The sequence below is a fragment of the Oceanobacillus aidingensis genome (assembly GCF_042654105.1).
Taxonomy (GTDB): Bacteria; Bacillota; Bacilli; order Bacillales; family Amphibacillaceae; genus Oceanobacillus; species Oceanobacillus oncorhynchi.
Genome location: NZ_JBHSFT010000001.1, coordinates 124,470 through 137,015, shown reverse-complemented (window position 1 = coordinate 137,015; position 12,546 = coordinate 124,470). Strand labels below are relative to the sequence as shown.

10 protein-coding genes are annotated in these 12,546 nt (G+C 31.5%); all 10 read left to right on the top strand.

Going from position 1 to position 12,546, the window contains the following annotated elements:
- Positions 1-32 precede the first annotated feature (32 nt).
- On the top strand, positions 33-764 hold the full coding sequence (locus ACFO3P_RS00600) for a UTRA domain-containing protein (protein WP_379542052.1): 732 nt from the start codon (positions 33-35) through the stop codon (positions 762-764).
- Between the two features lie 1,138 nt (positions 765-1,902).
- Positions 1,903-3,135 carry a sugar ABC transporter substrate-binding protein gene (locus tag ACFO3P_RS00595; protein WP_379542051.1) on the top strand — a complete coding sequence of 411 codons (1,233 nt, stop codon included), beginning with the start codon at positions 1,903-1,905 and terminating at the stop codon, positions 3,133-3,135.
- 445 nt (positions 3,136-3,580) lie between these two features.
- The gene (locus ACFO3P_RS00590; RefSeq protein WP_379542050.1) at positions 3,581-4,513 is read left to right on the top strand and encodes a carbohydrate ABC transporter permease; all 933 of its coding nucleotides are present in this window, start codon (positions 3,581-3,583) and stop codon (positions 4,511-4,513) included.
- A complete protein-coding gene (locus ACFO3P_RS00585; protein ID WP_379542049.1) occupies positions 4,510-5,352 on the top strand; it encodes a carbohydrate ABC transporter permease in 843 nt (280 codons plus the stop codon). The genes ACFO3P_RS00590 and ACFO3P_RS00585 overlap by 4 nt, the downstream gene beginning before the upstream one ends.
- A 38-nt stretch (positions 5,353-5,390) precedes the next feature.
- A complete protein-coding gene (locus tag ACFO3P_RS00580; RefSeq protein ID WP_379542048.1) occupies positions 5,391-7,457 on the top strand; it encodes a hydantoinase/oxoprolinase family protein in 2,067 nt (688 codons plus the stop codon).
- Positions 7,458-7,459: 2 nt separating this feature from the next.
- The gene (locus ACFO3P_RS00575) at positions 7,460-9,184 is read left to right on the top strand and encodes a hydantoinase B/oxoprolinase family protein (RefSeq protein WP_379542047.1); all 1,725 of its coding nucleotides are present in this window, start codon (positions 7,460-7,462) and stop codon (positions 9,182-9,184) included.
- Positions 9,185-9,208: 24 nt separating this feature from the next.
- Positions 9,209-9,988 (top strand): fructoselysine 6-kinase, encoded by a 780-nt coding sequence (frlD, locus tag ACFO3P_RS00570; protein WP_379542046.1) that lies wholly within the window; start codon positions 9,209-9,211, stop codon positions 9,986-9,988.
- A gap of 35 nt (positions 9,989-10,023) precedes the next feature.
- The gene (locus ACFO3P_RS00565; RefSeq protein ID WP_379542045.1) at positions 10,024-10,866 is read left to right on the top strand and encodes an amidohydrolase family protein; all 843 of its coding nucleotides are present in this window, start codon (positions 10,024-10,026) and stop codon (positions 10,864-10,866) included.
- 16 nt (positions 10,867-10,882) lie between these two features.
- On the top strand, positions 10,883-11,311 hold the full coding sequence (locus ACFO3P_RS00560; protein WP_379542044.1) for a secondary thiamine-phosphate synthase enzyme YjbQ: 429 nt from the start codon (positions 10,883-10,885) through the stop codon (positions 11,309-11,311).
- A 23-nt stretch (positions 11,312-11,334) separates the two neighbouring features.
- Positions 11,335-12,153, top strand: coding sequence for a sugar phosphate isomerase/epimerase family protein (locus tag ACFO3P_RS00555; RefSeq protein ID WP_379542043.1), 819 nt, complete (start codon positions 11,335-11,337; stop codon positions 12,151-12,153).
- The last annotated feature ends 393 nt before the right edge of the window (positions 12,154-12,546 follow it).

The following is a 12,546-nucleotide window of genomic DNA, read 5'->3' as shown; positions in this document are numbered from 1 at the left end:
ATATCTTGTTCTACGAAGGAGGGATGAATATTATGAAATTGAATGGTATGAGTGAAAAACCACTGTATCTTCAGTTGAAAGAACACTTGAAATCTGAAATTAATATGGGCAAGTATTCTCAAGGCGAAAGATTGCCTCCAGAATCTGAAATATGTGATGTATATGGTGTCAGTAGAATTACAACAAGACGAGCAATAATGGATTTAGTTGATGAAGGTATTTTGCTAAGAAAGCAGGGAAAAGGAACTTTTGTTCAAGATACTAAACATAAGAGGGAATTGATTTCTGTAGGAGGTTTTTCAGAACTTACAAGTAGTTCTGGTAATGAACCACATACAAAGATTATATCTTCAAAACTTGTTGATCAAGAAAAGTGTAAATATGAATTTTCTATTTCAAAGGATTCTAATTTGTTAGAGTTACATCGCTTATTATATATTGACAATACTCCGTTTATTTTAGAAACCTCATATTACCCTTTAGAGTTATTACCTGATTTAGAAAAACTTATCAGTTCTACAAAATCAACATATCAAATTTTAAAAGAAGAATATAATATTAGAATAGTTAGTTCATATAAAACTGTAAATATAGGTTACGCAACAGTAGAAGAAGGTAAACTTCTTAATTGTGATACTGGATCAATACTTTATAATGTTGAAAAAATTTCATCCGATCAGAATGAGCGATATATACATTTTTCAAAATCATTATTTATTGCTGATAAAGTCACATTTACCTTAAATATTGATAGAAATGAATAGCCCTGTGGAATTTTTTCAAAGCTGTTTTGAATTCGAATAGTATAATCGATAAGAACCAAAAAAAGCAGTTTATGCTCCCACAATTATATTATTGTATGACGTGAATGTTCTTTTATTAGTAGTCACTTCAACAAAGCATGTTGTATAAAAAAATGCAATTAATGAAAAAATAGAAAGAATTTATAGAAAATATTCAAAAATGTCTTGATATATAAGATGAAAAATTTATGTCTATATTCGGACTTTGTAAAAAAAAAACAAACATGGTTGTGAGAATTTAATATCACGACTATGTTTGTTTTGTTTCTGGAATAAAACTTTAAAGTATGAAAACTTAAAATAATGTAACTAGAAAATTGAATTAATATAGGATTTTCGTTGAGTTAATTGAGTATGGCATTTAATATGTACCAGCCTTGCAATCTTTTTTACCACCAAATGCGGGGATTTCACCACCTGTTGCGAAAGGCTTTACCACTGAAGAATAAGCACTTATCAACTACAGTGCTAACTGCTTGCCCTTTACCGTCGTGCCAATTCTAAGTGAATGCTGGGAGGGAAGGGGGCCTGCCAGCAGAGCTTAGAATTGATTGTCCGTGGTACTATTGATGCGGATAGAGCCATAAAAGGCTTCTTTTTTGCTATCTGCTACAAATTTCACTACCACGGACACAAACAAGGTCAAGGGTGGTGGGATTGTTGCTATATCAAGAATGAAACTACTAGATTAGTTCCACGGCTAATCTCTGTACATATGGTAAAGAGCTCCGCAATGGGCGGTACATTTCTTCGTAAAAAGTGGCAAAAAAGACCGCACAAGTGGTAAAAATTAACCGTCGTACTCAAGTTAATCTAACACAATCGATATAAAATATCGTATTATGTTAACGTAGTTTAGCGTATTAATAGTTTCGAATTTACATAAGAGTATGAAAAACTGAAAATTTATGTTGACATTAACTTAATATATTATATAATAATGTATAACATTATATAATATATTATTAGTGTTCTTAATTTTTAATGTTAGATATATATTATTCAATGATCTATTTACACTTAATGTCTGAATTCATGAGATTTTGGATTATTATTTTTTAATCGTAACGTATAAATATTTAAAAAGGGAGGATTTACAATGTTTAGAAAAATTAGTGTAATTTGTTTTTTTTCGTTATTTATATTTATTGTTGGTTGTTCTAGTGATACTGAAGGCTCAGATGAAACAAATAATGATGAACAGATTACAATTACTTGGTGGGATTCACAGGCGCTTGAACCAATGGTACAAGCAATGGAATCTTTAATCGAAGATTATGAAAGCGCTAACCCGAATGTTGAAATCGAAAGAACCTTTGTACCATTTGCAGATATTAAAGATAAGCTTTTGTTAGGAGCTGCATCAGATGAATTACCGGATATTGTAATGATAGATGGTGCTGATCATCAGGAATTCGCCTCATCTGGAGTTTTAGAGGATATAACCGAAGAAGTAACTGCTTGGGGTGAAATTGATCAATACTTCGAAGCTCCTTTATCCCATGTCATTTATGATGAGAAATATTATGGTATTCCGGCTGATACAAATAATCTTGCATTATATTATAATGCTGATATGTTAAATGATGCTGGATTAGAGGCTCCAACCACATGGGAGGAATTAGAAGAAGCTGCCGAAGCACTTACAAGTGAAAATGTTTTTGGATTTGCAATTGCAGCAATTAAAGGTGAACAATTAACCTATCAACATTTACCATTTTTATGGCAGTCGGGAGCAGACATGCAGGAACTCAATAGTAAAGAAACTATAGATATGCTAAACTATTTAAATGGTTTTTTGGATAATGGTTATATGTCTAGAGATACATTAACTCAAGACCAACAGGCAACATTTGAACAATTTATGTCAGGAAGAGTGGCTATGGTTATGAGCGGCCCCTGGCAACTACCTATAATTAAAGAAGAAGCCAGTTTTGATTGGGGGTTAGTCCCTTTACCTGTAGGGCAGAATGAATCAACTATTGTAGGGGGATCCGATTGGGCAATAACATCTAATTCAGAAAATAAAGACATAGCTTGGGATATACTAGAGTTTTCTCAACAACCAGAATACTTAATACCATTTTTACAAGCAGGTGGACGATTACCGACAAGAGAAGATATATCAGATGATTCATATTGGACAGAAGATGAGCATATGAAAGTGTTTGCAGATCAAACACCTATAGCAAAAGCAAGAGCTTATGGTTCAAATTATCCTGCTATTTCTGAAGCGTTTCAAGAAATGGTTCAAGAAGTTTATACTGGATCGAAAAGTTCAGAACAAGCAGCAGAAGAAGCCAGTAAAAGAATTAATGAATTGCTAGATTAATTATAATTAATTCTCATTGTTAATTGTGAACCTTAAATATGACGAAGAACAGCAATTAGTTTTATAAAATTATTTAGTTGCTCTATTCATTAATAAAAAGGATAGAGCAACTACTTAAAAATTATTTACGTTAAAAAATCATTTGCATGTAGAGATTTAAATTAAGAGCTTTTACTAGTACGTTACCAATCCTATTTTATTTTTAGTATTTTACATAAGTAGGATAAGTTTCCTTACAAAAGTAATTTATTTGAAGTATTAGAAAGTATACTTCACTTATTCGTAAATAGGTGAAGTAAGAATAAAAGAGATTTGAATAAGAAATCTGTGTATTTATTGATACTATAATATGCCAAATATTATCAAGACTTATGAAAAAAATATTCAACGAGTCTAACTGGATATTTTTCTAAGAGAAGTTCTTAAGATATAAAGGAGGGATGATGTGAAAAAAGAAATAAAACAACAGGTTAATAAAATAGGTTATCGAAATAAAAAAAATAGAGCTATGAAATGGACGAGTTATCTTTTTGTTTTACCAAGTGCAATATTTACATTAGTTTTTTTAGTGTTTCCTATTCTATATAATATCTTTTTAAGTTTTAAAAATGTGACCATGATGAATTTGAGAAGTGGATCAGAATTTATAGGAATCGATAATTATTTGAAGATTATTAATGACCCTCTATTTTATACGTCTTTAAAAAATTCTATTATATTTACAATAGCTTGCATGTTATTCCAGTTCGTAATAGGCTTTGCTTTGGCTCTATTCTTAAATAAAGATTTTCCTGGAAGAAATCTTTTTAGATCAATGTTATTACTTGGTTGGATGATACCAATTGTAATTACAGGAACTATTTACAAATGGATGCTTGCTGGTGATACGGGTGTTTTCAACTTTATAATGGAATATCTAGGAATAATAGATTCTCCTATATATTGGCTTACAGATGAAAATATGGCTTTGGTAGGGACAATAATAGCTAATATTTGGATTGGTATACCTTTTAATATGTTAATTTTACTTGCAGGTTTACAAGGGCTACCAACTCAATTATATGAAGCAGCAAAAATTGATGGTGCTAGTAGATTTAAACAATTCATTTTTATTACATTACCATTAATGAAACCAACGATTCAAATACTATTAATGCTAACAATGATATACACATTTAAAGTGTTTGATTTGATCTTTGTAATGACTGGCGGGGGGCCTGTAGATGCTACGACAATATTTCCTTTATATGCCTATCAAGAGGCGTTTACTAATTATGATTTGAGTGTTGGTGCAGCTATTTCTAGCGTAATGTTTGTACTGTTAACTATATTCGCTTTGGTATACCTTTATATATCAAGAAAGGAGGATAAAAATTGAAAAAAACTAAAAATATCATCCATTCAAGGTATGGTGCTACAGTAATCGCTTTACTAGTTACAATAGTTTATTTATTCCCAGTTTATTGGATGTTTATTACGTCAATTAAACCTACAAGTGAAGTTTTTGCTTATCCTCCTCTGTTTTATCCAGAGAATCCTACCTTTGCAGCGTATAAAAGTAATTTTGTAGAAGATACTACAATTTTTAAATATATATTTAATAGTGCTATTATTGCATTTGGCACAGCTTTACTAACATTATTTTTAGCTGCTCCCGCTTCTTATGGGTTAGCAAGATTAAAGATTAAGGGGAAAGGATTAATAATAATTTTATTATTAACCATGCAAATGATTCCTAATATTATGTTAGCGCTTCCTTTGTTTATCATGTTTAACAATATGGGCTTAATCAATAGCTTTATGGGTTTGATAATTGCTAACACGACTCATTCTTTACCTTTTGCTATTTTAGTATTAAGGCCATACTTTTTATCCCTACCAGGTGCTTTGGAAGAGGCTGCATTAATAGATGGGAGTAATAAGTTTGGTGCTTTTTGGAAGATTATATTGCCACTGGTAAGGCCTGGTTTATTGACTGTAGGAGCAATAAGTTTTTTATGGGGGTGGGGAGATTTTGTATTTGCATTAACATTAACAACAAATGAAAGTGTCTGGCCATTAACAATGGGATTAACAAAGTTTACAGGAGAATTCGGAACCCAGTGGAACTATCTTATGGCTGTTGCAGTAATTACAGCAATCCCAATTATCTTGATATTTATTTCTTTGCAGAAATATATAGTTAGTGGGTTAGCAAGTGGTTCAATGAAAGATTAAATTTATTTTTAAAATAATATTTTTAAGAGGTGTATGTTATGAGTTATCATTTAGGTGTGGATACAGGAGGTACTTTTACCGACATTGCTTTAATTAATGAATCAAATGGAGAAATTTTAATTACCAAAGTTCCTTCAACGCCTAATAATCCTTCAGAGGCGGTTATTAATGGCTTGATAGAAATAACGGAGAAAACAGATATAAGTACAGAAAATATCTCTTTTTTTATTCATGGTTCAACTGTAGCAACTAATGCATTACTGGAACAAAAAGGGGCAAAAACAGCTTTAATTACTACAGAAGGCTTTAGGGATGTTTTTGAGATAGGTCGTCAGGCGAGACCTAAATTATATGATTTTAATGCTCGAAAACCGGCACCACTTGTGCCTAGAGAGTTAAGGTTTGAAGTCTCTGAGCGGATTAAAGGTAATGGTGAGGTGCTTCAACCATTAGAAGATGAACAAGTTATTAAATTAGTTAAGAAGCTAAAGGACAAAAATGTGCAATCGATAGCGGTATGTTTGATAAATTCATTTATTAACCCGAAGCATGAAAAGAATATAAAGAAAATAATTAAAGAATACTATCCTGAAGTGTTTGTTACTATTTCTAGTGATGTATTACCAGAATTCAAAGAGTATGAAAGAACTAGTACTGTGATAGCGAATGGATATGTAATGCCAAAAATGATGAAATATTTAAATGAATTAAATCAAAAATTAATTGAGCAAAAAGTATCTTCAGATTTATATATTATGCAATCAAATGGTGGTGTAATTACTGCGAAAAGCGCTATGGGTACACCTGCCCGCACTGTTTTATCTGGACCATCTGGCGGTATTTTGGCAGGGAAATTAATTACAGATACTACACCATATAAAAATCTTATTACGATAGACATGGGAGGAACAAGCCTGGATACCGCTTTAATAGATGGTGGAGAAGTACAATATACTACTTTAAGTGAAGTTGGTGGTATTCCTATTAAACTTCCGATGATTGAGATGCATACTATAGGATCTGGAGGCGGAAGCATTGCTTGGATTGATTCAGGAGGTGCATTACGTGTTGGGCCACAAAGTGCTGGAGCAGATCCGGGGCCAGTAAGTTATAACAAGGGTGGGCTACAACCAACTGTAACTGATGCAAATGTTATATTAGGTCGAATAAATCCTAATTATATTTTAAACGGTAAAATGAAAATGAATTTAGAGTTAGCTAAAGAAATGATGAAAGAAAAAATTGCCGATCCCCTAGGCATTAAAGTCGAAGAAGCTGCTGAGGGTATTTTGAAAGTAGTTAATGCAAATATGGTAAGAGGGATTAGAGTTGTATCTATTGAAAAGGGGCACGATACTCGAGATTTTTCATTAGTTGCTTTCGGAGGCGCAGGACCATTACATGCAATGGATATTGCTAAAGAACTTGGTTCAAGTGAAATTATAATACCTTCAAATCCAGGTATTGCATGTGCAATGGGGATGCTAATGGCAGATGTTAAGCATGATTTAGTGCAGACAGTGCTATCGAATACATCAAATCTAAATTTAAATGAAATAAATATTATCGCTAATAATTTAACCAAAGAAGCATTAAACCAACTTAGAAAAGAAGGGTTCAAGGAAACGGAGGTTAAATTACAGATCACCTTGGATTTAAGGTATGTAAATCAAGCATACGAAATGGAAGTCCCTATTAATAGTATGAATATTACACATGAAGAGATAAATAATGCAATTGAGCGTTTTCATGATTTGCACAATAAAGTATATGGATTTAGCAGAAAAGATGAAGTTATTGAACTAGTAAATATAAGAATGCAAGCCATTGGAGAAATATCTCAAATAAACTTTAAAGCTAATAATATTTCTAATATTGATAAATTTATTGAACCTTTAGAAAATAGGAAAGTTTTTTTTGAGGGAGAATTTCATAATACAAATGTCTATAAAAGGTCAGATCTTTATACTGGTAGTATTATAGAAGGTCCAGCAGTTATTGAACAACTAGATTCTACAATAATTATTGGTCCTAATCAATTTGGTCAAACAGACTCTTATAATAACTTAATAATTAAATTTACTAATTCAGTACAAGGAGGTTAAACATGAGTAAAAAAATTGATGCAATATCAATTGAAGTAATGAAGAATGCTTTTCATACTATTGCTGAAGAAATGGGGGTAGCTTTAATAAAAACAGCATTATCTACAAATATTAAAGATAGAATGGATTGTTCTACAGCAATCTATACGAAAGAAGGAAAGCTAGTTGCTCAAGCTGAACATATTCCACTTCATTTAGGATTAATGCCTTCTGTGGTGGAAGAAGTTTTGAAAATATTCCCTCCAGAAAACCTTAAAGATGGCGATGCAATTTTAATAAATGATCCTTATATAAGTGGTTCTCATCTACCAGATATATTTATGGTTTCACCAGTTTTTTTTAAAGATAAATTAGTAGCAATCACAGGTAATATAGCTCATCATATTGATGTTGGAGGAATGTCACCTGGTAGTTGCTCTGTTGAAACAACTGAAATTTTTCAAGAGGGTTTAAGAATTCCTGCAGTGAGAATAAGAAAACAGGGAGAAATGGACGAAGAAATTCTTCGTTTATTGACTAGGAACTCTAGAACAGGAAAAGAAATGTTAGGTGATATATACGCACAATTAGCAGCAAATAAAATAGGAGAAACTAGATTACAAGAGTTGTTTGCTAAGTACTCTATTGAATATGTAGAAAATTGTATGGAAGAATTAATGGATTATTCAGAACGTAGAATGAGAAAGGCTATAGAAAAAGTAAAAGATGGAATATATTATTTTGAAGACTACCTTGAGGGCGATGGTATTTCAAGAGAATTAATAAAGATAGCAGTTCAGGTAAGTGTAAAAGGAGATAATATAGATATACATTTTGAGGGGACATCACCACAAGTGAATGGACCAGTTAATTCAACAATAGGTGTCACTAGTGCTTGTGCATATTATGTTATAAAAGCTCTATTAGATTCGGAAATACCTCCAAATGATGGAGCGTATCGTCCAGTCAATGTACATGCCAAAGAAGGGACAGTGGTTAATGCTAAATTTCCTGCAGCAGTTTCGAATGCAAATGGAAATACATCTCAAAGAATTACAGACGCAATACTAGGTGCATTAGCTCCTATAATACCGGAATCTGCTATGGCTGCTTGTTCAGGTTCTATGAATGGTATAAATTTTGGAGGATTTAACTCTGAAACGAATGATTATTTCTCTTATATTGAAACTTGTGGAGGGGGACAAGGCGCTGTTAAAGGTTTGGATGGTATGAATGGGGTTCATACCAATATGACTAATACGCGAAATACTCCTACAGAGGTTATAGAACAACTGTACCCTATTTTGGTTAAAAAGTATTCTCTTAATGAAGGAAGTGGTGGTAGCGGCAAGTATAGAGGTGGAAATGGCATCATAAGAGAATTTGAGAGTTTAATGGATAATTTAGTTGTTACTATTACATCGGAAAGACAAAAGACAAGTCCTTGGGGATTATTCGGTGGGAATAATGGTAAATCTTCTGAGTGTATTCATATTACTTCGAAAAGTGAGATTTTTCATTTACCTCCAAAGGTAACAATGAATGTACACAAAGGAAGTATAGTTATTATGAAAACACCTGGAGGGGGGGGGTATATGGATCCTTTTAAAAGAGACGAATACCTTGTTTTATCCGATGTGAAAAATGGATATATAAATCTTCAACAAGCTCAAGATGAATATGGTGTAATTATTAATCAACTAAGTATGCAAATTGATAAGGTCAAAACAGCTGAGTTAAGAAAATAGTTTTTTAGTTAGAGGAGGATATTATTGAGGGTTGCTGGAGTTGGATTAAGTATTATCGATGTTTACGAGGAGCAAAATAAATCTTACCCAACAGGAAATAGTGTTGATTTTCTAGTACATTTAAGTAGAAAAGGTATAGATACTGCAATGTCTACAGTTGTAGGAACAGATAAAAATGGGGAATTAATGTTAACTTTTCTAAAGAACGAAAATATTGATACTTCGCATATAAAGGTCAGGGAAGGGTCAACTGCTATTTTTAAAATGGAACTTAAAAATAACGAACGAATTCATAAAGAGAAAATTGAAGGGGTAATGGAAGATTTTTTCTTAACTGAGGAAGATATCAATTCCCTTTCAGAATATGATTACATTCATACAAATTTTTCTGGTAGAGCGATAGAATATTTGTCTTATTTCAAAGAGAGAGGAACGAAAATTATATTTGATTTCTCAGTTAGAGTAAGTGAGGAGTTTTTCAATACTTTAAAGTATATTGATTATGCCTTTTTCTCGTATACTAAAGATGATGCTTATATTAGGAATTTTATGAAAAATGCGCAATTAAAAGGACCAGAATTAGTTGTAGTTACTTTAGGTGAAAGAGGATCTATTGCTTATGATGGTAATGAATTTTATAAAGGGAATATTGTTCCTACAACTGTAGTAAATACTGTTGGAGCAGGAGATTCTTTTTGTTCAGGTTTTATATTTGGTGTAATACACAATAAATCTATAGAGCGATGCCTAGAGATTGGGGCAGAGTTTGCTTCTAAAGTAGTGAGTAAATTTGAACCATATTAATATATAAACAATTATTTAAGAAGGTGTGAGTTTGTATGATTATTGATGTCCATCATCATCCTATATATTTCAAAGACATAGTCGAAAGTGCAGAAGAATTGGCATTTAGAAAAAATCAATTTGGAACTTTTAAACAATCTCCTCATCCTTTAGAACAAGTGTTTATAGAAATGAATTATACTAAGGTTGATAAATTAGTTCTATTACCGGAAGATATATCCATTATTCAGGGCGGATATATAATTTCAAATGAACAGATAAAAAAACTTATTGATATGGCACCAGATAAGTTTATAGGATTTGCTAGTGTAGATCCTTCAAGAGATGATGCAATAGAAGTATTAGAATATGCGTTTAAAGATTTAAAATTACAAGGGTTAAAGTTACATCCATCAAAGCAAAAATTTTATCCCAATGAGGATAAAATGAAAAAAATTTATGAAACATGTATTTCCTTTAACAAGCCAATTATTTTTCATTCAGGCATGACGTGGCAACCTGATGCTCCAGCTAAATACTCAAAACCTATTAATTTTGAAGAAGTTGCAATTAATTATCCAGAACTTAAATTTTGTTTAGCGCATTTTGGTTGGCCATGGATTGATGAAACAATTATGTTACTTTTGAAATACCCTAATGTGTATACTGATACATCACTGTTACACATGGATGATGCAAGTTCTTTTTTCAAACAATTATTTACTAAGAATATGGGTCCTTTATGGATTGAGAGAAATTTACAGGATAAAGTAATGTTTGGAACTAATGCTCCGCGTTTCAGAGCTAAGCGTTTATTGCCAGCTATCTATAATATTGGCTTCAGAGAGAAGACATTAAATAAAATATTGAGTGGAAATGCTGAGAAATTTTTAGGTTAGGAGAGGATGGTAACTAATGATTAAAATTTCTACATTTATTCTTCAGACAGAAAAACAGTTTCAAATGATTAAAATTACTGATAAAGTTCGTGAGTTTGTTAAAGAAGCAAATGTTAATAATGGTCTCATTGCTGTAATTTCAGCACATACAACTACCGGTATTATGGTGAATGAAGGATTAGAATGTGTTGAAACAGATATTGAAGAAACTTTAGAAAGATTAATTCCAGATGATGCTCCATATGCCCATGCTCACTTTTTACCATCCTATGGCGCCACGGGTAGTAATTCACCATCACATTTAAAATCAATGTTGACTGGAAACAGTTGTATGTTCGTTATAATGGATGGGGAACTAATTTCTGGAGGTGCTCAAGATATCTATTTTGCTGATTATGATGGACCTAAGCGTAGGAAGATCTATTTAGAAGTAATTGGAGAATAAAAATAATAAAAGTGGGTGATTTTTTGAAGTTAGCAAATATGAATCAGCATTATCACAGGTATTCATTTGAATATTTTTTAGAGTCCACTTTAAGATTAGAGTTAGGAGCAATTGAACTATGGGGAGGGGTGCCGCACCTCTATGTTGATGATGCTACTTATCAAGACATAAAAAAAATCAAAAAGGATATTAAAGATAGAAATTTAGAATTAGTTTGTTTTACGCCTGAACAGTGCATATACCCTATTAATCTTTCAGCAAAAGATGATGTTGTACGAAATAGAAGTATAGAATACTTTAAAAAATGTATAGATGTTACAACTACGCTAGAATGTAAGCAATTATTAGTTTCTGTTGGTTATGGGTTCTATAATGAATCAATTGAAGAAGCATGGAAAAGAGCTTCAGACTCACTTTGTATACTGACAGAAGAAGCTGTGAAAAAAGATGTAACGCTTCTTTTAGAACAAATGTCTACAATTGGGTCCAATATAATTACTGATATGGAGACACTAAGAAAAATGTATAAAGAAATAAACTCTTCTAATTTAAAAGTGATGGCTGACACAGTTTTATTAGAGTTTGTAGGGGATCGATTGGAAGATTATAGAGAATTTGGTAGTGATTTATCACATATACATTTTGTTGATGGAGATGCTAAAACTACTGCTCATTTAGCTTGGGGAGAGGGGACTTTTAATTTAGATAATTATATAAAAATTTTAAAGGAATTAAATTACGATGGTTATTTGACTTTAGAATTAATCTCACCAAAATATAATTGGAACCCTGAGAAAGGTATACTTGATAGTATTAATAGAATAAAAAAGTTAAGTAGTTAAATTGTGAAAATCAAATTACCTACAGTACAAAGAAATGATGAAATAATTAAAATTGATATTGATTTATAGTACAATTATAGACTTTTATAAACTTATAAAATAATTTATTGAAAAGCAATTCCTTAGAAGTATTCTCTATGTTAACTTAAAAGATTGAATCTCTGACAAGGTAGGATATTTGACACTACTCATTCAGGGATAGTTAGCCAAATATCTAATCAGTTGAAACTTATTTCTTTATTGTAGTTTTCTAATAAAATGTAATTTTAGTATTTTAAACTATATTTAGAAATAATAATAGAATCTATTTTCAAACAAACTTATATGAATGTTCTTTTAGGTGTGTAAGGTTGTTTTCATTTTATATAGAAAGCAGCCTATCATTTTATATAA

Bases quoted from the DNA above. Each gene is read 5' to 3' on its own strand.
- ACFO3P_RS00600 (WP_379542052.1), top strand. From the start codon at position 33: ATGAAATTGAATGGTATGAGTGAAAAACCACTGTATCTTCAGTTGAAA.
- ACFO3P_RS00595 (WP_379542051.1), top strand. From the start codon at position 1,903: ATGTTTAGAAAAATTAGTGTAATTTGTTTTTTTTCGTTATTTATATTT.
- ACFO3P_RS00580 (WP_379542048.1), top strand. From the start codon at position 5,391: ATGAGTTATCATTTAGGTGTGGATACAGGAGGTACTTTTACCGACATT.
- ACFO3P_RS00575 (WP_379542047.1), top strand. From the start codon at position 7,460: ATGAGTAAAAAAATTGATGCAATATCAATTGAAGTAATGAAGAATGCT.
- ACFO3P_RS00565 (WP_379542045.1), top strand. From the start codon at position 10,024: ATGATTATTGATGTCCATCATCATCCTATATATTTCAAAGACATAGTC.
- ACFO3P_RS00560 (WP_379542044.1), top strand. From the start codon at position 10,883: ATGATTAAAATTTCTACATTTATTCTTCAGACAGAAAAACAGTTTCAA.